Origin of the sequence: Winogradskyella sp. 3972H.M.0a.05 (genome assembly GCF_040493455.1) — a bacterium.
Taxonomy (GTDB): Bacteria; Bacteroidota; Bacteroidia; order Flavobacteriales; family Flavobacteriaceae; genus Microcosmobacter.
Genome location: NZ_JANFDA010000001.1, coordinates 64,423 through 89,052 on the forward strand (window position 1 = coordinate 64,423; position 24,630 = coordinate 89,052).

The following is a 24,630-nucleotide window of genomic DNA, read 5'->3' on the forward strand; positions in this document are numbered from 1 at the left end:
CAGGAATCTTTCAGTTATTATTAATTTTTTATAGATTCCGAAATACACTTCGACTTCGCTCAGTGTTCAAACTGAATCACATTTTACAATCAATTCACAATAATTTCATCAATAAAAGTCCAAGCTTTGTTGCCTGCACCTTGTTTACCTTCTGGAATGGTTCCGTAGTTTTCAACCCAGATAACAATTTTAGTTATCCCTTTTGCTTTTTCATCTATTCCAGCATCCAAGCTGATATAAGATATTAATCCATTCTGTGGAACTTGCTTCACTACAATTGACACATCATCTGAATCGTAAAAAGACACTCCAATATTTTTTGGGGCATAAATCCATTGACCCTGTCCATTATGGAATCGGGTTGAAACCGTTTGGACATCAATTGGTTCATTAAATTCGATTTGAATAGAAATATCTTCTCCCCAAAACCCTAACCATTCTTTGTCGCCATAACGCTTATCACTTCCAGAAATTCCATTAATTAGTCCTTCAGCGCCACTCCCGGAATAGGCTTTGTGTGGTTCTGAATCAATCGTGATTTTAGCGCCAACTGCTTTGTGATATCTAATCTTCTGTGAAAATGTTGCACCTAACTTTTTATCTGCTTTAAACACAGCAGCTTTTATAGTTTTACTTTCTGAAATTGGTATTGGACCTGTATAAACTGTCGAAGTATTATCTGGACCAGAACCATCTAAAGTAAAACGAATCTCTTTTCCTTTAGTCAAAGTTTCCAATTGATAGCTTATTTGTCCATTACCCGTTTTCAATTGTCCATTAATTTCATATAAATGATTTGCATAATTAATATCCAGAGCATCTAATCGTTTGTGGAAATTCTCAACTCTATTCACAAAATCCTCATAGTTTCTTTGTTCGGGTTTTGACCATACTACTTCGCTCATAGCAAGCATCCTCGGAAATGCCATATATTCTACCTTGTCTTCTGTAGGCATATACTCTGTCCAAATATTGCCTTGAGCACCCAATACGTATTGTGATTCTTCTTCTGTTAATTCATCTGGGATTGGGTTGAAGCTATATACTTTCTCTAATGGTAAAAACCCTCCTATGGCAAGGGGTTCGTCTTCATTTTCTGATTGGTAATAATCGAAGTAACAATGCGAGGTTGGCGTCATAACAACGTTATGATGCTGCTTGGCAGCAGCAATGGCACCTCCAGTGCCACGCCAACTCATAACAGTTGCATTTGGCGCTAAACCTCCTTCCAAAATTTCATCCCAACCAATGATTTGTTTTCCCTTAGTATTAATATATTTCTCCATTCGCTCTATGAAATAGCTTTGCAAGCCATGTTCATCCTTCAATCCTTTTTCTTTTATCATTTCCTGACACGAATCGCAGTTTTTCCAGCGTGTTTTGGGTGTTTCATCACCACCTATATGAATGTATTTCCCTGGAAATAATTCAACGACTTCGTCAATCACATCTTCCAAAAATTTGAACGTCTTCTCACTTGGACAATATACTTCTTCAAAAACGCCCCATTTTGTAGCGACTTTTACTTGTTCACCTGAACAACCTAATTCTGGATACGCTGCTATAGCTGCCTGACTATGCCCTGGCATTTCTATTTCTGGAATAATAGTCACAAATCGTTTTTGTGCATAATCCACTATATCTTTAATCTCTTCTTGGGTGTAATACCCTCCATAGCGTTTCCCATCAAACTGATGTGGTTGATCGTTGTAATGTCCTACCAAAGTTTCATCTCTATAGGCAGCTATTTCTTGTAGCTTTGGATATTTCTTTATTTCTATGCGCCAACCTTGATCTTCTGTAAGATGCCAGTGAAAGGTATTCATCTTCAACATTGCTAAGGCATCAATATACTTTTTGACAAACTCAACCGAATACATATGTCTCCCAACATCTAAGTGCATCCCTCTATACTGAAATTGAGGTGCATCTTTCACAGATAAACATTGTATAGCTACCTGCTCTTTATCATAACTCCCATTTTCGAATTCAGGTGGAAGTAATTGCCTAAGGCTCTGAACCGCGTAAAATGCGCCTTGATCTGTTTTAGCCTTTATAAGAATTGTTTTATCTGAAATCTCTAGTGTATAGCCTTCAATATTATCCAAAGCCTCATCTGTTTCAAACCTAATTTCATTTCTACCTCTTCCTTCTACAAACTGGATATTACTCCCTTCTTCAATAAAAGCTTCTAAAAACTTTGCAGATGTTGCGAACTCATTTCCATAACTTATGCTTGTTTTATTATTCAAAACAAACTCATTGTTCGCTAATAATACACTATCTGGATTCGGAATGATTTGAGGTTCAGACACCTCAACAGGTTTATCAGCACAACTCAACCACAATAGAGCTAAAAGGAAAGTTGGTACTATTTTCTTGATTGGCATTTTAGTATATTAGATGCTTTAAAATTAGCAATCTATTTTTAATGAAACCTAGCCTTCTCTCTGTTTTAATCCTTATCCTTTTATTCAGTTGCAAAGACGACCCAAAAATCGAAGTCGCTAAAAAAGATAATCCGTTAATTTCTTATGTAAATCCTTTTATTGGTACAGGTGGTCATGGACACACCTATCCTGGTGCAACAATGCCTTTTGGGATGATGCAATTGAGTCCAGATACTCGACTAGATGGTTGGGATGGTTGCTCTGGGTATCACTATTCTGATGAATACATTTATGGTTTTTCGCATACGCATCTCAGCGGTACAGGTGTTTCAGATTATGGTGATATTCTCTTAATGCCAACCAATGAAGTTAATTTCAACAATGGTGCTGATGGCAAAAAAGGGTATCGCGATCATTTTTCTCATGACAATGAAATTGCAGAGCCTGGTTACTATAAAGTGCACTTAGACTCAACAAATATTGATGTAGAATTAACTGTTTCCTTAAGAAGCGGAATTCATAAATATCAATATCCTTCAGCAGAAAATCAATACTTGATTCTAGATTTAGAGCATCGCGATGAATTACTACACCATAAAATTCAATATGTAGACAGTTTTAACTTGAAGGGATTTAGAGATTCAAAAGCTTGGGCTACTGATCAGCATTTATTTTATCACATTACATTTTCCAAACCAATTAAGGATATAACTTATGTGGAAGATGGCGAACCTATATCGAAAAATTATAAGTTCCTCAGCACTAAAGCTGCATTATTATTTGATAACCCAAGCAATGATCCTGTGTTTGTAAAAATTGGGATTAGTGCAGTAGATGAAGCTGGTGCAAAACAAAATTTAGAAGCTGAAATTGGGAATAAAACATTTGACGACGTCAAACAAGAGGCTCAAAATCTTTGGGAGCAACAACTTGAAAAAATCGTCATAGAAAGTCCAAATCAAGATTATAAAGTCAATTTTTATACATCACTCTATCACACTATGCTAGCGCCAAATCGTTACCAAGATGTTGATGGCCGTTATAGAGGTATGGATTTGAAAATTCATAGTGCTGATTTCGATTACTATACTGTATTTTCACTATGGGATACGTACCGAGCTGCACATCCTTTATATACAATTATTGAAGAAGAACGCACGAACGATTTCATCAATACATTTTTAGCCAAATACGATGAAGGTGGCATTATGCCAATTTGGGATTTGTCAGGTTGCTATACAGGTTGTATGATTGGTTACCACGCAGTTCCCGTAATTGCAGATGCTTATTTGAAAGGCATTGACGGTTATGATGCTGAGAAAGCTCTTGAAGCTATGAAGCATTCTGCAACAAGAGATCATCTAGGTTTAGAATCCTACAAGGCGCTAGGTTATATTCCTGTTGAGCATGAAAGTGAATCTGTATCCAAAACTCTTGAGTATGCTTACGACGATTGGACGATTGCACAAATGGCGAAAGCCATGGGAAAAGAAGAAGATTATAAAACGTATTCTGAAAGAGCGCAATACTACAAGAATATTTTCGATCCGGAAACTCAGTTTATGAGAGGGCGTTTTCGTAATACTTGGTTTGCACCTTTCGATCCTTACGAAGTGAATTTTAATTATACTGAAGCCAATTCATGGCAATACAGTTACTATGTGCCTCAGGATATTTCAGGATTTATAAAACTACTTGGCGGAAAGGATAAACTTGAAGCACATTTGGATAAATTGTTTACAGCTAGTGCTGAAACTTCTGGCCGAAATCAGGCAGATATCACAGGATTAATAGGTCAGTATGCACATGGTAATGAACCTAGTCATCACATGGCTTATCTCTATAATTTTGTTGGCAAACCTCATAAGACCATGGAAAAAGTACATCAAATTCTTACCGAATTATACAAAAATGCACCTGATGGAATTTCTGGAAATGAAGATTGTGGTCAAATGAGTGCTTGGTATGTATTTTCATCTATTGGGTTCTATCCTGTAACACCAGGAAGTAACCAATATATCATTGGAACGCCTCTAATGGAAAAGGCAACTTTCAATCTTGAAAATGGCAATCAATTTACAGTACAAACTTATGATTTAAATGACACCAATAAATACATAGAATATGTGTATCTCAATGGCGAAAAGCTAGATAGAACCTATATCACCCATGAGGAAATTATGCAAGGTGGAAGTTTGGAGTTCTACATGAACGATAACCCAGCCGTTTGGGGAAGCAGAGATCGACAAGTACCAAAAACTGAGATCACAGAACATCTTATTGTTCCTGCTCCGTTTATTGCTAAAGGCGATGTAGCTTTTAAAGGTGAAACTGAAGTAACCTTGGGAATTGTGAATTCTGAAACTGAAATTTTCTATAGTCTCGATGATTCTGAATTCAAATTATATAGTGAACCTTTCACCATTTCTGAACCTTCTTTATTGAAAGTTTATGCCACTGACGAATCTGGAAATCAAAGTGCCACTATTGAAACCAAGTTCTATAAAATAGATCCAAATGTGAGTATTACACTCGAAACCAAATATGCAAATCAATACAATGCTGGTGGTAATGATGCTCTAATTGATGGTATAAGAGGTACTGAAGATTTTAGAACAGGCACTTGGCAAGGTTATTTTGATGAGGATGTTATAGCTATTGTAGATTTAGGCAAGCAAAAGCCAATTAATGAGGTTACTGTTAATTTCTTGCAAGATCAACGTTCATGGATATTTTTACCTACAGAAGTCGAGTGCTATGTTTCTAATGATGGCAAAGCATTTAAATCTTTTGAAAAACACAACTGGATTATTAACGCTGCCAAGGAATCTGATAGTACAATGATTTACAAAACTTATTTTATTCCTGTTCCTAGAGGAAAATCATATCGATATATAAAAATCGTTGCCAAGAAATTAGGAAAACTTCCAGAATGGCACTTAGGCTATAAACACGATGGACGTAGTTGGATCTTTGTTGATGAAATTTCAGTTAAATAATAATAACCTATCTTGAACGCTAAACTAACTAACGATGACAAATCAAAATAACAAATCTGCCTTAGCAACCTTAGTCACTGTATTCTTTTTCTGGGGATTTATAGCGGCTTCAAATGGTGTTTTCATACCATTTTGCAAAACCTATTTCAACATTGATCAGTTTCAATCGCAATTAGTAGATTTTGCATTTTATGGGGCTTATTACATTGGTGCATTGCTACTCTTTATTATGTCTGGTTCTATAAAAAAAGACATCCTAAATAATTGGGGTTACAAGAATGGAATCGTTTACGGTTTACTCTTATCCGCAATCGGTGCCTTTGTGATGTATCCTGCTACTGCTGGTGCAGAACAAGGACAAACAGGTGTATTTTACCTTGTACTTATTGCTTTATTTATTGTTGGATTAGGGTTTTCATTACAACAAACTGCTGCCAATCCATTTGCTATAGCACTTGGTGACCCTAAGACAGGCTCACATCGTCTTAATTTGGCTGGAGGTATCAACTCTTTCGGAACAATGATAGGTCCAATCTTAATAGCACTTATCATTTTTGGATCTACTCCTCCCACAGGTGAGGAACTTACTGTTATGATAAAAAATAATGAAATTAAACTTGGTACCATTCAAGCACTTTATATTGGAGTTGGAGTATCATTCTTATTGGCTGCAGCTTTGTTTTATTTTTCAAAAAAGTTACCATCATTAAAATCGCATAGTGTTTTTGAGCCTAGTAATAAAGCTAGAAATTTATTGCTTGTTATGACAGTAATAACTTTGGGTCTCTTTGCATATATCTTTTCCACTTATTTTGGGCTAGAGACTATAACAGATGATATGACAACAGTGCAAAAAGAAAGGATTGAAGAAATCAATAAAGCTTTAGATCCCAAGAGATTATTTGTATTATTGATGTCATTATTTATTATAATAGGTCTTTTATTTTTTGCTCTAAATAAAGCTAAGAAAAAACCTGATGACTGGGGAGCAATGAGGTATCCACAATTAGTTTTGGGCATGTTAGCTATCTTTACATATGTTGGTGTTGAGGTTACCATACAAAGTAATTTAGGTGAGTTATTAAAATTTGTTTCAGATGAGGCTAAAAATTTAAATCCATTAGGATTACCTGCTTTAAATGACGCTGGAATTGCGCCATATATATCTTTATATTGGGGAGGATTAATGATTGGTCGTTGGGTTGGTGCAATTACAGTTTTCAATCCTAGTAAAGGACTTAAAAAAGCACTACTGATTATCGTTCCTTATATTGCTTTTGGCGTTATTTTAGCAGTTAATTATGGAAGTTATTCTACAAACGAAATTCTTATTTTCTGTATTTGTGTGGCAACTCAAGTCGGAGGGTTCTTTATGGCTAAAGACAGACCTGTAAAAACTCTTAAAGTATTTAGTACTTTAGGGATTTTAGGCATGCTAATAGGGTTATTCACATCTGGTAATGTTGCATTGTTCGCTTTCTTATCTGGTGGTTTATTCTGTTCTATTATGTGGCCATGTATTTTTACATTGAGTATTGCTGGCCTTGGAAAATATACCTCGCAAGGTTCTGCCTTTTTAATTATGATGATTCTAGGTGGTGCTATTATTCCACCTGTTCAAGGAAAGCTTGCAGATGTGTTTAGCATTCAATCTTCATATTGGATTGCTGTTGCTTGTTTTGTTTATTTATTGTTTTATGCATTTAGAACTAAAACAGTTTTAGACAAACAAGGTGTAGACTATTAATTGATCTTTTTCTCAATCTCAAATAACCTTTTTAATGAAAAGACGACATTTTATAAAAAAAGCTTCAGTGTCTGGTGTGGGTATAGCTTTAGCTGGAACTGCATTGTCTTGTAAAGATGAGTCTTCGGAAGAAAATACTCATGAAGCTATTGCTTCAACACCAATAAGAGCTTCCCTACCATTGGTTATCGCTACCTGGAATGTGATGGAAGCTACAGCAAAAGCTTGGGACGTATTACAAAATGGAGGTAATGCTTTGGACGCTGTGGAGCAAGGTTGTATGGTTGAAGAGATCAACGAGAATAATCAAACAGTTGGTAAAGGCGGATTTCCAGATCGTGATGGCAATGTTACTTTGGATGCATGCATCATGGATATGAACGGTAATTGTGGTTCGGTCGTTTATCTACAAAACATAACCCATGCTGTATCTGTTGCCAGAAAAGTTATGGAAGACACACCACATGTAATGCTTGCTGGCGAAGGCGCAAAACAATTTGCTATTTCTAGTGGTTTTGAACCTGAAGATCTACTTACCGAAGCTTCTAAAAAAGCTTGGGAAAAATGGAAAGTAGAATCAGAATACAAACCTATTATCAATATCGAAAATCATGATACTATAGGCATGTTGGCTATGGATAAAAACGGGAACATTTCCGGTGCGTGTACAACCAGTGGTTTGGCTTATAAGATGGGAGGACGTGTTGGTGACTCTCCAATTATTGGTTCCGGTTTATTTGTAGATAATGAAATTGGTGCTTGTACTGCTACTGGTCTCGGTGAAGAAGTCGTAAAGACTGTTGGAAGTTTTTTGGTTGTTGAATTAATGCGACAAGGAAGATCACCTCAACAAGCTTGCGAAGAAGCCATTGGGCGAATTGTAAACAAGCCTAATAGCAACTATAAAAATTTTCAGGTTGGGTATATAGCTGTCAATAAACAGGGTGAAACTGGCTCTTATTCTATTCATGAGCACTTCAGCATAACCAAATACCATGATGGGAAAAATGAAAATATCAAGTCTGATTTCTACATTAAGACTTAAGTTTCTAATCTGTATGCTTTTTATCGAATGCCCTTGCATTTCATCGATAAAGTAAGGTTTTTCGTCTTTTTTTGTGATTGTAAATAATTGATTTACAATTGTTTAAAACCAATAGTGCAGTTCGTCGATGTTTTTGGTTTAGCTGTGCATTTTATCTAAAATCGGTCACATTTATCCATTTTTTATGAGATAGCCTTGGTTGTGATGTTTCTTTGATGTCGAATTGAAACACAAACAACTGTTAGTTAAAATGAAAAAAGTAGTAATCATAATGTTTTTATTAGCCTTACCTGTACTAGGAATGGCTCAAGAAGGTACTACTGTGGTTTCAACTCAACCTGAAAAAACTGCTGAAGTAACTCCTAAAAAAGAAGCTACTGCTTCTGAGAGCTCTACTTTAAATGCTAAAATAAAGCATCAGTTAATCAAATTAAATCACAAGAAGAGTAACGAAATTATTAGCATTAAAGCTTATAAAAAAAGTCTTCAAATTAAAGTGAAGACGATTAAGCTTTGCTAATCACAACAACGAGATATCAAAAAACCCGAAGCAATTGCTTCGGGTTTTTTATTTATACTATTTATAATTTATTCTGAAAATGCCAATTCACCTTTGGCCTCTTTCTCTTTAAACTCTTTCACTAGTTCTAAGGCATCAGGAATAACATCACTACATAAAATAATGAGTGATCCTTTTACCGCATTCTTAACAGCATAGGTAATGGCTTCTTTTTCAGAAGGAATAACAGTAGTTTTCTTATTCGGATCTTTAGAAATAATACCATCATTAAGCATCTTAATCAGTTCCTCTTCTGTCTTTCCTCTAAGGCGTTTGTCTTGTCTAATTATGATCTCATCAAACATTTCAGCAGCAATCCTTCCCATTTCATTATTGTCTTCTACACGCCTGTCTCCAATTCCTGCAATAATTCCAACTTTAACAGTGGCATCCAATTCATCTGTAAACTTTTGAAGTGCTCTCATTCCTGCAGGATTATGGGCATAGTCTAACAGAATAGTAAAGTCATTGAACTTAAATAAGTTCAATCGTCCTGGAGTTTGTGATGCAGATGGAATAAAGGTCTCTAAAGCGGCTTTCATATCCTCAATACTAATACCTTGTACATGCGCGGCTAGCACAGCAGCCAGTACGTTTTGTATCATGAACTTTGCTTTGCCTCCATAAGTCAATGGGATATTTTCAGCACGCATTAAACGCATTTTCCATTCACCTCTACAGATAGTTACAAAACCATTCTCATACACTGCTGTAATCCCATTAAGACGTTGCAAAGCTTTTATCCTAGGGTTATTTTCATCCATAGAGAACAATGCAACATTACAATCTACATCTCGGCGCATTCCATAAACTAAGTCGTCATCAGCATTCAAAATCGCATAGCCATCTGGCAATACAGTTTCAGGGACTACACCTTTTACTCTTGCCAATTGCTCAACTGTATGAATACCTTTCAACCCTAAATGGTCAGCCGCAACGTTAGTAACTATGGCAACATCACACTTCTTAAATCCTAAACCTGCTCTTAACAGACCTCCTCTAGCACACTCTAGAACAGCAAAATTCACTGTAGGATCTTTCAACACAAATTCAGCACTAGATGGTCCTGTACAGTCGCCTGTCATTAATAATCTGTTTTGAATGTATACACCATCGCTTGTGGTATATCCTACACGATATCCTTTCATTTTAGCAATATGTGCCATCAATCGGGATGTTGTAGTTTTACCGTTAGTTCCTGTAATCGCTACAATAGGTATTCTACCTGTATCTCCTTTTTGCGGGAACAGTTTATCTATAACTGGAGCAGCTACATTTCGTGGTAATCCAACTGTTGGTGCAAGGTGCATTCTAAAACCTGGGCCAGCGTTAACTTCGAGCACGGCGCCTCCTGTTTCAGAAAGTGGCTTAGTAATATCTGTAGTCATCACATCGATCCCACAAATATCTAAGTCAATAATCTTAGAAATGCGCTCGGCCATACTGACGTTTGCAGGATGTACAATATCTGTTACATCTTCTGCAGTACCACCAGTACTAAGATTTGCTGTGTCTTTTAAAACTAATTTTTCGCCATCAGCTAAAACTGAATCTAAGGTATAGCCAGCATCTTTAATAATGGTTTTGGTGAGTTCGTTAGTAGTTATTTGTGTCAATACTTTTTCATGACCATAACCTCTACGTGGATCACTATTTACTTCATCTATTAACTCTTGAACAGTAGACTTTCCATCTCCAACCACATGTGCTGGAGAACGCAGTGCAGCAGCAACTAACTTATTATTAATTACTAATAATCTATAATCTTCTCCTTTAATGAATTTTTCTACGATAATAACTCCACTTCGTGAGCTTTCCTTAGCAGCTCTAAACGCAACTAAGGCATCATCATAGTTTTGAATATCTACAGTGATACCACGACCATGATTACCATCAATCGGTTTGATTACAAGAGGAAAACCAACATAGTCACAAGCTTCTTCTAAACTTCGCTCACGACGAATAATATCACCTCTTGGCACTTCAACTTCAGCTTGTTCTAGCAAATATTTTGTGTCTTCTTTATCACAAGCCAATTCTACACCAATACTACTAGTTTCACTAGTTACTGTGGCTTGAATACGCTTTTGATTTGCTCCATAACCAAGTTGACATAACGAATACTTATTTAATCGAATCCAAGGAATACCTCTTGCTTCTGCTTCAGCTACAATTGAACCCGTACTTGGCCCAAGGCGATCTGCTTCGCGAAGTTCTCTCATATGCTGGATGTCTTCAGTCATATCATATTCTTCACCTGCTATTAAAGCTTCACAGATTCTTACAGCTGCTTTTGCAGTGTAGCGTCCTACAGATTCTTCCATATAGGCAAAGACTACATTATAAACGCCATACTCACCATATCCTCGAGTTCTTCCAAAGCCAACATCCATGCCAGCTAATGTTTGTAGCTCTAGAGCAATATGCTCAATGATATGACCCATCCAGGTTCCTCTCTTGACACGCTGAAAAAACCCTCCAGGTTCACCAACAGAGCAACGATGCTCATACATGGTAGGGAACATTGTTGTTAAGCGTTCATAGAACCCTTCTATTTTGTCTGAAGGTCTTTCCTCCATCTCTTGAAGGTCTAAGACCATTACGATTAGCTTGTGTCGTCTTACGGACCAGTAATTTGGTCCTCTCATGGCGTTTATACTTCTTATCTCCATAGTGTTGGTTATTTAGCGTGAAAGATTATAAATATAGAGAATTTCAATTAAAAAATTAACGTAATTTTGCCCCAATATTAAATTTTGAAAAGACATATGACGAAAGCGAAAGGAACATTGATTCCGATTGGTGGTAATGAAGATAAAGGTATTGAAGACAATGAAATGTATACCTTAGAATTTATAGATGAAGGTATATTATATCATGTCGTTAAAGAAGCAGGTGGAATTGATGCTAAAATTGTGGTTATTCCTACAGCTTCAAGTATCCCTGTTGAAGTAGGACAAAGCTATATTACTGCATTTTCAAAACTGGGGTGTGAAGATATTACTGTATTAGATATTAGAAGTAGAGAAGATTCGGAAAAACAATCTTCTATTGACCTAATAAAATCTTGTGATTGTGTAATGTTCTCTGGTGGTGATCAATCAAAAATCACTAATAAAATTGGAGGCACAACAATACATACCATCCTTGCTGAGCGTTACAGTAACGAAGAAGGTTTCGTAATTGCCGGAACAAGCGCAGGTGCCATGGCCATGGCTAAACGTATGATTGCTGGTGGAAGCGCTACGGAAGCTTTTGTAAAAGGTGCAGTTGATATGTATAAAGGACTCGCCTTAATCCCTGAATTGATTATTGACACACACTTTATTCAACGTGGACGATTTGGTCGTGTTAGTGAAGCTGTTGCTAAATTCCCAAAACTGATTGGAATTGGTTTGGCTGAAGATACTGGCTTGATCATCAAAGATGGAGACATGCAAGTTATCGGTTCTGGAATGGTCATTATTTTTGACCCAAGAAAGTTAAAACACAATAACGAAAAGATTCTTGAAGAAGGCACACCAATGTCTTTGACCAATTTAAAGGTTCATGTACTGGCAAACGGTGATCGTTTCAACATAAAGAAAAAGAAAGTGCAAGTGCTTCCTGTCGAAGCTCCTTTTATTTAATTAAAAAAGTAATTCCATTTCAAATTGATCTATCGAATTCTCTAGACCAGCATTTTCTAATGCTTCAATTTTGGTCTTGAGCCTATCGTCGACATTATTAATTTTAATGGTTTCAGAAATGTAATGTATTGAAGAAAATAGTATATCCCAATACGATTCCGCTTCAGCTAAAACATCTAATTGGGCTACATAATTGATCTCTGGATTGATGACAAAAAAAGCAATCTCTTTATTGTCTTCTAAAACTTGAAAATATCTGTAATCCCCTTTGCTTAAGCAATGTCTATGATTATCCCACGAATACAGTTCTTGGTTTGGAAGCGTACTCCAATCTATTTGATCGTAATTCACTTCCTTTAGATTAAAGTCTCGTTTATTACTCTTTAGTGTTCCGTTAAAGCATTTGTAATACTTGGTCTTTTGAAACCCAATACTTCTATAGGAATTGATTGCGATAACATTATCTGTAATCACCTCTAGACTACACTTAGTAATGCCATGATTTTTGAGATCTGGTATAGCATAATCGTAAATTTCCTTTACAATCTTTTTACCTCTATATGCAGGAATCACGCCTGTTCCTGTATTGAAAGCTATACGATGAGCATCTCGCTGATCTATGGCATTGATAATAAATCCGACTAATTTATCACCTTCAAACATTCCATAAGACAGGTTGTAATCAACCATAGCTGCCTGCCAACGTTTCTTGTAGTAGTCATAATCTGTTGGCATCTTTACAAAGTAGTTCTGAAATGCCTCCAAAAAGCATTCCATTAACTCCGTAAAGCTGGTTTGTCCTAAGGATTTTACAATCATTCTTTATAGATAGAAATTTCTTCTTCTCCTGTTGAAGATTTACATGCACGATACATCCCTTCTGTATTAAAAGGCATTGCTATATTACCTTTTGCGTCAACAGCGATGAGTCCTCCATCGCCATTGATTTCAAGGATACGCTTATTGATGACGTCATTAGCAGCATCTAGTAAAGACAGGTCTTTATGCTCCATTAAGCAAGACACATCATATGCTACAACCCCTCTAATAAAATATTCGCCACTACCCGTACAGCTTACTGCACAGGTGTTGTTGTTTGCATAATTTCCTGCTCCAATCATTGGACTATCTCCTACTCTACCATAACGCTTATTTGTCATCCCACCAGTAGACGTAGCTGCAGCGATATTTCCATTAACATCGCAAGCCACTGCTCCAACAGTACCAAATTTAGAATCCTTTTTTACAGAATGATCTAGTTGAAAACTGTCAGTATCTTTTATCTCTAACCATTGTTTGTGTCTAAACTCATCATAGAAATAATCCGTTGGTTTAAGTTCATAACCTTGATCTTTTGCAAACTTCATTGCACCTTCACCAGCCAAAAACACATGTTCACTATTTTCCATAACATCACGAGCCAAAGAAACAGGGTTTTTAATATTGCTTATTAGTGAAACCGCTCCAGCATTTAGGGTTTTGCCATCCATTATCGAGGCATCCATTTCGTGAGTTTCATCCGCAGTAAAAACGCTTCCTCTTCCTGCGTTGAATAAATGTGAATCTTCTAGCAATTTCACAGAAACCTCAACAGCTTCTATAGCAGTACCGCCTTGCTCCAAAACTTTATAGCCTTCATCTAAGGCAAGCTTTAAAGCGGCTTTATATTGAACTTCCAATTCGGCTGTCATCATTCCTTTTACCAGTGTCCCTGCACCTCCATGTATGGCTAATGAGATTCTTTTCATTATTACTTTTTAAAGGTTGAAAATTACAAATTACTGTTCACTCTTTAATGCTTGAAAGAACTTTTATTATCTTTATAACTATCCCTACATTTTTTTCAAATTATAATATTGAATTAAATGAGACAACCCCTTTCTTTTTTAGTTTGCCTAATCCTTCTTTTAGGTGCAGATGGATATTGTCAAAACATTGACAAAAATTATATCGACAGCCTGTTCTCTTCCAAAGAGAATATTAAAAACATTGTCGAAGATAAAGACATCAACAAATTATCTAAAATGCTCTTCAGGAAATCCGTAGGGGAAAGTATTAAAATCTATAATCGTCTGGATTCCCTTTACAAAGACAACGATTACATTAGAATAAATCTTCTAGATGATTATGCTAGTCTGGCACACAGAGCTGGTACGCCTATGAAAGCAAAATCCCTTCAGTTTGAAGGCTTGAAACTTGCCGAACAGTATAAAGTTCCTATTTTCTTATTCAAGTATAATCAATTACTTTCCTATCATTATATAGACAGAGCCATGCCAGATTCTGCGTTGTATTATGTCCAGAGAGCTGAAAAAACCATTGAAGACAATCTTCAACTTAGTAAATTGTTGCACGTTATCTATGAACGTAAGGCGCAAATAGAAGGCTTATTAGGTCATTTTGAAAAACGAGACGATTATTTAGAAAAGGCTGTAGCTAGCACGGATACCATTAAAAATCATCCGAATAGAGGTTTTATACTAGCCAAAGTAGCCTATCATTACAAGGTTACTAAAAATTATAAAAAGCATGCTGATTACGCTTCTAGGCTTAGGAAATACTATTTCAAAAAAAATGATTTCAAGTTTCCTGAGCAGCATACTTCTTTATCATCAATTCTATCTTTTGAAGAAACCGACGAACATATTGTTGAGTTAAAGAAAATATTGGATGCCCCAGATGTAACCGAAGACTCAAGCACACATCACGTGATTATAACTTCTTTGGCTGAAGCCCTGTTACAAAAAGGGCGTTATCAAGAGATTGTACCGCTGTTAAAAAAATATGCAGATGAAAACTATGCTTTCGTCAATACCTATGATAGAATATTAAATCTCGTGAACTTAGAAGATGCATACGAGTACCTTGGGGATTACGAAAATGCCTTTAAAGTTTTAGAGTATAGAAAACTATTGCAGGATTCTGTGCGTAGAGTAGAAACGGTAGAAAAATTTGCTGACTTTGAAGTAAAATACGAAACCGAACGTAAAGAAACCCAATTGAAAGTTGTTTCCATAGAAAACGAAAAAAACAAACAGCAAAAAAGACTATTTTCTATCATTGCTATTGGAGGTCTTATTGCTTGTGCTGCTATTGGTCTTCTTTTGTTTAAAAACAGTAAAAAGAAAACCCAACTAGAAAAACAAAAACAACTTCTTGAAACTACTCTCGATGAAAAAAATGTGCTGCTAAAAGAAATACATCATCGTGTAAAAAACAGCTTTCAAATTGTATCCTCACTGCTCTACCTTCAATCTGAAAATGTAGAAGACAAAGAAGCCCAAATTGCCATAAAAGAAGCAGAAAACAGAGTGCGTTCTATGGTCTTGATCCATCAAAAACTATACAGTAAGGATGATTTGGTGGGCATAAATACGAAAGAGTATATCGAAGATCTTACAAAGGATATTATCGAAAGTCATCAATTCAAAAAAGAACCTATTTCCTATAACTTAGATATAGAGCCTAAAGTGTTGGATATTGAAACGATTACACCGCTAGGGCTTATCCTTAACGAGCTTATCACCAATGTCATAAAACACGCTTTCACAGACATTACTGAAACAAGTAAAATGGCGATAGAGTTTAAGCAAGAAGATGATGAATTGGTATTGAAGGTAAGTGACAATGGCATCGGTATGCCAAATGAAGTAAAAGAATCTTCATTTGGTCTTAAGCTAATCAAGGCATTGTCCAAAAAGCTAAAAGCGCAGCTGGATTTTATCCCTAACAATGATGGTACTACTGCTTTGTTACGCATGAAAAGATTTCAAGCAATGGCCTAGTAACTCACTAAAAAAATGAACCTGTTTGCTAAAAAAATATATGATTAACCTCTTTTAAAGGTATGTTGCGAAAAATTGAATCTTTGCCTAATAACATCAGCATATTCATTGTAGAGGATGAACCGCTCATCAGTGCTACTATCGAAACCGCTTTGAGAAAAGCTGGTTTTAGAGTTATTGGTGATTCAGACAATTTTGAAGACGCTATACAATCTATAAAAAGTCTCAATCCCGATTTAGTCCTTATTGATATTCAGTTAGAAGGCCATAAAGATGGTATTCAATTAGCACAAGAGTTAGATACGATTTTTACGCCATACCTATACCTCACCTCACAAACTGACCCTGAAACTGTAGATCGTGTAAAAAACACCAATCCTCTAGGTTATATCGTAAAACCCTTTACAGAAGCAGGTCTCAGGAGCAATATTGAATTGGCTTGGCATAACTATTCCAAAGACCAAGGTGATTTTATTTTAATAAAAAGTTCAGGAAAATATTTCAGAATCAATCAAAAGGATATTCTTTATCTCAAAGCTTTTGACAATTATTGCTATGTTGTAACCAAAGCTAAAGAGTATCTATTGCCACACACTTTAAAGCATACTTATGAGCAACTAAACAATGAACTGTTCGTGAAAGTACATCGTTCTTACGTCGTAAACATCTATTATATTCAGAGCATAGAGAAGAACAAAATAAAAGTCTATGATACTGATATTCCGCTGAGTGCTTCTCAGAAAACCAATTTGAGAATAAAGCTAGGCTACACTTAATCGAGCATTTTTACACAATCTTTTCATTCACTAAAAAAACCTTTATACTCGCTAAAAACGTCATGACCGTCAGAGCATTAGGAGTTAACTTGGATTAGCTATTAATTACTAGGCTTACGCCAAAAGCCTAAAAAATCTCTACATCATGAAACGGCTTTTATTCTCATGCGCGTTAATATTATTGTATTCTTTATCAATTTCCTCTCAAGTTGGTATTGGTAACACTGACCCTAAAGCATCATTAGATATCACTGCAACTAGTTTAACCAACCCAAGTAATGCAGATGGTATTCTTATCCCTAGAATAGATAATTTTCCGTCTACAAACCCAACTGTAGATCAAGATGGTATGTTGATTTTTATCACCGGAAACGGTACACCTACCAAAGGATTTTATTATTGGGACAATGGCACTACTAACTGGATTTCAATAGTTGGTGCCCGAGAAATAAACGACTTATTAGATGGAAAAACTGACTCTGGGAACTCATCAGTTTTTCTAGGAACTGAAGCCGGATTTTCAGATAATAACGCTCTTAACAGAAATGTTGGAATTGGCTATCAAGTATTGCGTTCCAGCTCTAGTGGCAATAACAATAGTGCTGTAGGTTATCAATCATTAACAAGTAACTTAGTAGGGAATTTTAATACAGCTTTTGGAAGCCAAGCATTACGTTCCAATACAAATGGTGTTTTGAATAGTGCCTTTGGAAGCCAAGCACTTTCCAATAATACGACTGGTATAAATAATTTAGCCTTGGGAGCCAATTCGTTACTCAACAACTCTAGTGGTGACCAAAATACTGCTGTAGGATATAGAGCTGGCTTTTCTAATATTCTAGGAAATGCAAATGTTTTTCTTGGCTATCGCGCTGGAGAAAATGAAACAGGTAGTCATAAACTGTATATCGACAACACAAATGCGAATGCCAACAATGCATTACTTTATGGCGAATTTGATAACAATATCCTCAGGGTCAATGGCGAATTGCAGTTAGGAAGTACAGTAGCCAACCGCTATAGTATGCCAATAGCTGATGGCACAAACAATCAGGTTTTGGCAACAGACGGAACTGGCCAGCTCAATTTTGTTGATGCCTCTTCAGTATTTACAGACACAAATACAACTTATGATGGTTCCGATTTTGCCCTGAGTAACCAAGTCTTGCCTCTTGGACAATATGTGCGAGGCATAAGTGCTACTGGTACTTTAATTTCGGCTGTTGATCAAGATACCGACGACCAAACACTAAATCTGAGTGGTACTACTTTGAGCATAGCTGACGGCAATAGTGTTAATTTATCTTCAGTCATTGACGATGATTGGACAGATGTGGGTCCAGATATAGAACGACAAACTGGTAATGTTTACATAGGAAATAATCCAGGAACAAACAACCAATTATACATTAGTGATGACATCATTGATTGGGATGACACCAACTATTTTTTAGATCCTGATGGTGACAATCGTATTAACGAAATCCAATTCGATAATGGAACTATAGCCGATCCAAGTATCCGATTTACAGATCCAGATACAGGATTTTTTAGCCCAGCCAGCACCATTACAGCTTATTCAGCTAATGGAACTGAAGCATTTAGAATGCAAAACGATGGTGAGCTAAGTCTAGGATTAACTACTCCTACACAATATAATTTGTCAATAAACTCACTCTCAGACACAAGACAAATACGAATTGGCAGTAACGCAAACAATGGCGAGGCCATTTATGTAACCCATGATTCTCAACAAGGTAATGCCGTAGAAATTAGAATGAATTCTACATTTACTCCATCATCACAGTCAGCACTCTCTCTGTATAATGTAATCGATGATGTCGATGTGGATATAGCAAGGTTTGAAACTGGCACGGCAAATACCTATGGTATTCGATCTGTAATCCCCATCACCTCATCAGGCGGAATAGAATATGGAATATACTCAGATTCACGATCAGCAAATGGTTATGCTGGGTATTTCCTTGGAAGAACTTCTCTAGGTATAGGAACAGGAAATCGCTATCTAATGCCAGAAACCGACGGTTCAAACAACCAAATAATGGCAACTAATGGTTTAGGACAAGTAAGCTTTGTAGATGCTTCATCTATTTTTACAGATACAGACGACCAAACTATTGATGTGCTAAACTTAAATGGCAATACACTAGAGATTTCTTTAGAGGATGATGGCGCTGCGACACAAACACTAGATCTATCGTCCCTATCTGGTGCACAAGAAATTAATGATTTAACTGACGGTAAATCAGACAATGATGGTACGCAAAACTATTCTTCTCTTTTTTTAGGTTTTAATGCTGGAGCTGGAGATAATAGTAGTGATAACAAAAATGTTGGAATAGGATATTTTTCAATGAACGTCAATACTGTTGGTGAAGAAAACACGGCCATTGGTTATAGAGCATACGAATCTAACAGGGCAAGTCAGAATACTGCCGTTGGTTACTATGCTTTAAGAGGGGTCAACAATGTTAACTCTTCATATAATACTGCTGTAGGGCATTTAGCAATGGGGGGCTTTTTCGTATCTACTTTTGCTGCAGAGAGCAATGTAGCTATTGGTGCAAGTGCCTTAGAAATTAATGCTCAAGGTGACTTTAATGTAGTAGTAGGCAGAAATGCAATGTCTAGCTCACAAGTGGGAAGTAGATCAGTCGCCATAGGATATAACACATTATCATCATTTACGGGTTCAGTTCCTAGTGTAGCAGTTGGCTACAACGCGCTAGCCAATTACTCTGGAAACTCTAACATAACAGCTATAGGAACGCAATCATTAGAAAATGCTTCAGATTGTATACGATGCACTGCAGTTGGTCATCAGACCTTGATGGGCAATACAACAGGAACAGACAATTTAGCAGTTGGTAACCGAGTTCTAGAATCTAACACCACAGGTAGCTGGAATATAGGAATTGGCGGACACTCACTAAATACTATATCTTCTGGAAGCCAAAATATTGCTATTGGTAATTTTGCTGGTGCTTACCATACTGGTAGCAATAGACTAATTATAGATAACTATACAAGTTTTGCTGAAGCCAATGCCAGTAATGCAGTCCCATTGATTTATGGCGAGTTCGATAACAATATCCTTCGCACCAATGGTGAGTTTCAGGTAAATAACCCTTCAACCACTGGATATGCGCTCCCAATTAATGATGGTTCCAATAATCAAATATTATCTACGGATGGTAATGGCCAAATCAGTTTCGTAGATGCACCATCAGTATTTACCGATACAGATACTGATGACCAAACTATCGACGTGCTATCCCTAACAGGAACTACTTTAAATATCTCACTTGAAGATGATGGTGTCGCCACACAAACCTTAAATCTAGCCTCTTTACAAGATGGTACTGGAAATGATTGGACCACAACAGGAAATGCAGGCACTAATCCTTCAACAAATTTTATTGGCACAACCGACAATCAAGACTTGTCTATCAGAACTAATAATGTTGAAAAAGTGCGCATCACTTCAAAAGGGCAAATCGAAACGACTCAATTACAATCTGTTTGGTTAGGCGAAAATGCAGGTAATGCTGTCACAGTAGGAACTAGGAATGTCTTAATTGGTCGAAATACCGGTTTAGCCCTAACCACAGGAATAGACAATACAGCCGTAGGTACTGTGAGTCTTACGTCTCTTGTTAATGGTGCTGATAATACTACGCTAGGGTTAGGCTCCTTAACTAATCTTACTTCTGGAGACGGGAATACTATTCTAGGAGAGCAAGCTGCCGAAAACCTTTCAAGTGGGGATGATAATGTTGTTATAGGACATACTGCAGGTGAGAATATGGATGGCTCTTCAAATATATTCATTGGAACCTCAGCAGGCCGATCCTTAACAGGAAACAATAAACTGGTCATTGACAACTCCGACAGTAGTACTTCATCTTTTATTTATGGTGAAATGGATAATGAAATCCTTCGTTCAAACGCACAGTTTGAAGTAGTTCGCAACAGTGGAGCCACAATATCTCATATCGAATTGACCGAAACTCAAGTTAATGATGGCGCTCGTATTCGTTTTAATAATTCAGTTGAAACCAATAATACTTGGCTTATGTTTGGAAGAGCGGACAACACCGCATCTGAAAGTCGCTTCAATCTAAATCATACGGGAACAGGTAATATTATTCATATAAGAGGTGACGGTCGAGTTGGTATTAATGATAATGCACCAACCTATGCTTTAGAACTTCCCAATAACACTACTGCGTCAGTCGGCCAAGGACGCGCTAACGCTTGGGTAACTTATAGTGATGGTAGAGTGAAGCAAAATCAAGAAACATTGAACTATGGCTTAGATGAATTGCTGAAAGTTACCCCTAAGCGTTACAACCAACATAATGCAACTTTTGAAAATGGAAATTTAGTTTTAGACGCCAACAATTTCAAAAACAATATTGGTTTTATCGCTCAAGAACTTATAGACATTATTCCTGAAGCAGTTTATAAGCCAAAAAATGACACAGAAGATTTATGGTCCGTAAACTACGAAAGCTTAATTCCTGTCGCTGTGCAAGCTATTAAAGAATTAAACACCAAAGTAGAAGATCTAAAACATGAAAATGAATTGCTCAAAAAACAACTAAAACAGTTAGAAAGTATCGAAGCTCGTTTATCGGCTTTAGAAAACGAAGGAAAAATATACACTACGGTTAAGGTCGTAAAGACAAATTAAGCTTAGCTATTAATTGAAGTATTTTTACTCAATTAAGTTTTGTTAGAAAGTCGTTTGTAGGGAGCGACTTTCTTTTTTTACTATAGTTTTGTTTTGTAGTTTTATAGTCTTCAACAATACAAATTATGTCAGACCAAAAACGTCTTTTTCTTGTCGATGCTTATGCCCTTATTTTTCGTGGTTATTACGCATTCATCAAAAATCCACGAATCAATTCCAAAGGAACAGATACATCAGCTATTTTAGGGTTTACCAACTCGCTATTAGATGTTATAAAAAGAGAGCGACCAGACCATTTAGCAGTATGCTTCGATAAAGGCGGAAGTGTAGCCAGAACCGAAATGTTTACAGAATATAAAGCTAACAGAGACGAAACTCCAGAGGCTATTAAAATTGCTGTCCCTTACATAGAACAAATCCTTAAAGCTATGAATATACCAATCATGGTCAAAGAAGGTTATGAGGCAGACGATATTATTGGTACACTAGCAAAGAAAGCCGAAAAGCAAGGCTATCAAACCTATATGGTTACTCCGGATAAGGATTTTGCTCAGTTAGTAAGTGAAAACATTTTTATGTACCGTCCAGTTTTTGGCGGTGGTTATGAAACTTGGGGAATCCCTGAAGTACAGGCAAAATTTGAAGTTGAACGCCCAGAGCAAGTGATAGACTTTCTTGGCATGATGGGAGATTCTGTCGATAATATTCCAGGATTACCAGGTGTTGGAGAAAAAACAGCTAAAAAGTTCATTGGTCTTTATGGTAGCATGGAAGGACTTCTTGCCAATACACACGAACTCAAAGGTAAAATGAAGGAGAAGGTTGAAGCCAATGCCGAATTGGGCATACTTTCAAAAGAATTGGCAACGATAATGTTGGACGTCCCAGTAGAATTTGATGAGGCAGATTTCGAAATGTGTGATCCAGACATTGAAGGCGTTAAAAATATATTTCAGGAGTTAGAGTTCAGACGATTGACTGACAACTTCTTGAAAACATTTGCAGCTCCAGAAAATGGTGCCACAACTGCTCAACCAGAAGCCGCTAAAGCCACTCCAAAGAAAACCTCAACTGCTGGTGCAGGACAGTTTTCATTATTCGGTGGTGACGATCAAAGCACTACTGAAGCCACTTCAGAATATACCAGAAAAACTGCCGACACCTCATCGCACTTCTATCAGTTTATAAACACAGAGTTATCCAAGAAGCTTTTCATGGAGCAACTTATGAACCAAACTAGTGTTTGTTTTGATACTGAAACCACAGGAATTGACCCCATTACAGCAGAGCTTGTTGGGATTGCATTCTCTTGGGAAGCCGGTAAAGGCTTCTATCTTCCATTTCCAGAAGATAGAAACGTAGCGCAGACTCTAATTGAAGAATTACGACCTTTCTTTGAAAGTGAAACCATTGAAAAAATCGGTCAAAACTTAAAGTATGATGTTAAGGTACTTGCTAAGTACAACATCAACGTTAAAGGAAAGCTATTCGATACGATGTTGGCACATTACCTTATTAATCCAGATATGCGCCACAATATGGATGTGCTTGCAGAAACGTACCTCAACTATACACCTATTTCCATTGAAACTTTAATAGGCAAAAAAGGGAAGAATCAATTGTCTATGCGACAAGTGCCATTAGATAAGCAAACCGAATATGCTGTAGAAGATGCCGACATCACATTGCAACTCAAAGAGCATTTTCAAGGTGAGCTTGGCGAAGCCAATACCCAAACCTTATTTGATGATATAGAAGTGCCATTATTAAGAGTTTTAGCCGATATGGAGTTAGAAGGCATTAATCTCGATGAAGCGTTTCTTAAATCCCTTTCAGAAGAACTTGGTAACGATATTAAAACCCTTGAAGCAAAAATCTACGAAAAGGCAGGTGAAGAGTTCAATATTGCATCGCCAAGACAATTGGGTGTGATCCTATTTGAAAAACTAAAACTTGTCGATAAACCCAAAAAGACCAAAACAGGTCAATACTCCACTGCAGAAGATGTATTGAGTTATTTGGCAAAGGATCATGAAATCATTCAGAATATCCTAGACTTTAGAGGCTTATCGAAACTTAAAAGCACTTATGTTGACGCCCTACCAACACAAGTCTTAGAACAAACAGGACGTGTTCATACAGACTACATGCAAGCGGTTGCTGCAACAGGACGTTTGGCAAGTAATAACCCTAACCTTCAAAACATTCCGATACGAACAGAACGTGGTCGTCAAGTTCGTAAAGCATTTATCCCAAGAGATGAAAACCATACGTTGCTTGCTGCGGATTATTCTCAAATAGAATTACGAATTATTGCTGCTTTGAGTGAAGAAGACACCATGATTGATGCCTTTAAAAAAGGTGAAGATATTCATGCGTCTACGGCAGCCAAGGTCTTTAATGTCCCCATTGACGAAGTGACCAGAGAACAGCGTAGCAATGCCAAAACGGTTAACTTTGGAATCATCTATGGTGTCTCAGCATTTGGACTGAGTAACCAAACCGATTTATCGCGTAGTGAAGCCAAAGAGCTTATCGACACATATTATGCGACTTATCCTAAGCTACGCAACTTTATGAGCGAGCAGGTCGATTTTGCAAGAGACAATGGTTATGTACAAACCGTTTTAGGTAGACGTCGTTATCTTAAAGATATTAACTCTCGTAATGCTGTGGTTAGAGGTGCCGCAGAGCGAAATGCTGTGAATGCACCAATACAAGGAAGCGCGGCAGATATTATTAAACTTGCCATGATCAACATTCATAAGAAGTTGAGTGAAGGCGATTATAAAACCAAAATGCTGTTACAAGTTCATGATGAATTGGTATTTGATGCTTACAAGCCAGAACTTGATAAAGTGAAACAACTTATTAAAACTGAAATGGAAAGTGCCTATGAGCTGGCTGTGCCTTTAGACGTCGATATGGACACAGGTGATAATTGGTTAGAGGCGCATTAATATATCAAAGCTATAGCTACAAT

At 36.8% G+C, this 24,630-nt stretch carries 13 protein-coding genes; 9 read left to right on the top strand and 4 right to left on the bottom strand.

The annotated features are described in order from the left end of the window. Nucleotides 1–89: 89 nt before the first annotated feature. A complete protein-coding gene (locus NCE97_RS00265; RefSeq protein WP_353776860.1) occupies nt 90–2,390 on the bottom strand; it encodes a beta-N-acetylhexosaminidase in 2,301 nt (766 codons plus the stop codon). A 41-nt stretch (nt 2,391–2,431) separates the two neighbouring features. On the opposite strand from NCE97_RS00265, the gene NCE97_RS00270 reads away from it, so the two are divergent. From NCE97_RS00270 to NCE97_RS00285, 4 genes are all read left to right on the top strand, one after another. Further along, nucleotides 2,432–5,389: a GH92 family glycosyl hydrolase gene (locus NCE97_RS00270; protein ID WP_353776861.1), complete on the top strand. Its 2,958-nt coding sequence runs from the start codon at nt 2,432–2,434 to the stop codon at nt 5,387–5,389. 34 nt (nt 5,390–5,423) lie between these two features. Next, the gene (locus NCE97_RS00275) at nt 5,424–7,136 is read left to right on the top strand and encodes an MFS transporter (protein ID WP_353776862.1); all 1,713 of its coding nucleotides are present in this window, start codon (nt 5,424–5,426) and stop codon (nt 7,134–7,136) included. A gap of 34 nt (nt 7,137–7,170) precedes the next feature. After that, a complete protein-coding gene (locus tag NCE97_RS00280) occupies nt 7,171–8,181 on the top strand; it encodes an isoaspartyl peptidase/L-asparaginase family protein (protein ID WP_353776863.1) in 1,011 nt (336 codons plus the stop codon). A 250-nt stretch (nt 8,182–8,431) separates the two neighbouring features. Further along, a complete protein-coding gene (locus NCE97_RS00285) occupies nt 8,432–8,701 on the top strand; it encodes a hypothetical protein (RefSeq protein WP_353776864.1) in 270 nt (89 codons plus the stop codon). A 68-nt stretch (nt 8,702–8,769) separates the two neighbouring features. Here the strand turns inward: NCE97_RS00285 and cphA are convergent, their stop codons facing one another. Next, entirely contained in the window at nt 8,770–11,412 is a 2,643-nt protein-coding gene (cphA, locus tag NCE97_RS00290; RefSeq protein WP_353776865.1) for a cyanophycin synthetase, read from the bottom strand. 96 nt (nt 11,413–11,508) lie between these two features. Between cphA and NCE97_RS00295 the strand changes: the two genes are divergently transcribed. Beyond that, nucleotides 11,509–12,369: a cyanophycinase gene (locus NCE97_RS00295; protein ID WP_353776866.1), complete on the top strand. Its 861-nt coding sequence runs from the start codon at nt 11,509–11,511 to the stop codon at nt 12,367–12,369. Here the strand turns inward: NCE97_RS00295 and NCE97_RS00300 are convergent, their stop codons facing one another. Further along, a complete protein-coding gene (locus tag NCE97_RS00300) occupies nt 12,370–13,188 on the bottom strand; it encodes a GNAT family N-acetyltransferase (protein WP_353776867.1) in 819 nt (272 codons plus the stop codon). Then, a complete protein-coding gene (locus NCE97_RS00305) occupies nt 13,185–14,117 on the bottom strand; it encodes an isoaspartyl peptidase/L-asparaginase family protein (RefSeq protein ID WP_353776868.1) in 933 nt (310 codons plus the stop codon). Before NCE97_RS00305 ends, NCE97_RS00300 begins: the two co-directional genes overlap by 4 nt. Nucleotides 14,118–14,234: 117 nt before the next feature. Here NCE97_RS00305 and NCE97_RS00310 point away from each other — a divergent pair, with 117 nt between their 5' ends. The 4 genes from NCE97_RS00310 to polA all read left to right on the top strand — a co-directional run bounded on the left by NCE97_RS00310 (nt 14,235) and on the right by polA (nt 24,607). After that, nucleotides 14,235–16,154, top strand: coding sequence for a tetratricopeptide repeat-containing sensor histidine kinase (locus tag NCE97_RS00310; RefSeq protein WP_353776869.1), 1,920 nt, complete (start codon nt 14,235–14,237; stop codon nt 16,152–16,154). Nucleotides 16,155–16,216: 62 nt separating this feature from the next. Beyond that, nucleotides 16,217–16,930 carry a LytR/AlgR family response regulator transcription factor gene (locus NCE97_RS00315; RefSeq protein WP_353776870.1) on the top strand — a complete coding sequence of 238 codons (714 nt, stop codon included), beginning with the start codon at nt 16,217–16,219 and terminating at the stop codon, nt 16,928–16,930. A gap of 145 nt (nt 16,931–17,075) precedes the next feature. Continuing rightward, nucleotides 17,076–21,647: a phage tail-like protein gene (locus NCE97_RS00320; protein ID WP_353776871.1), complete on the top strand. Its 4,572-nt coding sequence runs from the start codon at nt 17,076–17,078 to the stop codon at nt 21,645–21,647. 125 nt (nt 21,648–21,772) lie between these two features. After that, entirely contained in the window at nt 21,773–24,607 is a 2,835-nt protein-coding gene (polA, locus tag NCE97_RS00325; RefSeq protein WP_353776872.1) for a DNA polymerase I, read from the top strand. The last annotated feature ends 23 nt before the right edge of the window (nt 24,608–24,630 follow it).

Excerpts from the sequence above, each read along its gene's own strand:
- NCE97_RS00285 (WP_353776864.1), top strand. The coding sequence starts at position 8,432 with ATGAAAAAAGTAGTAATCATAATGTTTTTATTAGCCTTACCTGTACTA.
- NCE97_RS00275 (WP_353776862.1), top strand. The coding sequence starts at position 5,424 with ATGACAAATCAAAATAACAAATCTGCCTTAGCAACCTTAGTCACTGTA.
- NCE97_RS00265 (WP_353776860.1), bottom strand. The coding sequence starts at position 2,390 with ATGCCAATCAAGAAAATAGTACCAACTTTCCTTTTAGCTCTATTGTGG.
- NCE97_RS00295 (WP_353776866.1), top strand. The coding sequence starts at position 11,509 with ATGACGAAAGCGAAAGGAACATTGATTCCGATTGGTGGTAATGAAGAT.
- NCE97_RS00320 (WP_353776871.1), top strand. The coding sequence starts at position 17,076 with ATGAAACGGCTTTTATTCTCATGCGCGTTAATATTATTGTATTCTTTA.
- NCE97_RS00315 (WP_353776870.1), top strand. The coding sequence starts at position 16,217 with ATGTTGCGAAAAATTGAATCTTTGCCTAATAACATCAGCATATTCATT.
- NCE97_RS00310 (WP_353776869.1), top strand. The coding sequence starts at position 14,235 with ATGAGACAACCCCTTTCTTTTTTAGTTTGCCTAATCCTTCTTTTAGGT.
- NCE97_RS00305 (WP_353776868.1), bottom strand. The coding sequence starts at position 14,117 with ATGAAAAGAATCTCATTAGCCATACATGGAGGTGCAGGGACACTGGTA.
- NCE97_RS00300 (WP_353776867.1), bottom strand. The coding sequence starts at position 13,188 with ATGATTGTAAAATCCTTAGGACAAACCAGCTTTACGGAGTTAATGGAA.
- NCE97_RS00270 (WP_353776861.1), top strand. The coding sequence starts at position 2,432 with ATGAAACCTAGCCTTCTCTCTGTTTTAATCCTTATCCTTTTATTCAGT.
- NCE97_RS00280 (WP_353776863.1), top strand. The coding sequence starts at position 7,171 with ATGAAAAGACGACATTTTATAAAAAAAGCTTCAGTGTCTGGTGTGGGT.
- polA (WP_353776872.1), top strand. The coding sequence starts at position 21,773 with ATGTCAGACCAAAAACGTCTTTTTCTTGTCGATGCTTATGCCCTTATT.
- cphA (WP_353776865.1), bottom strand. The coding sequence starts at position 11,412 with ATGGAGATAAGAAGTATAAACGCCATGAGAGGACCAAATTACTGGTCC.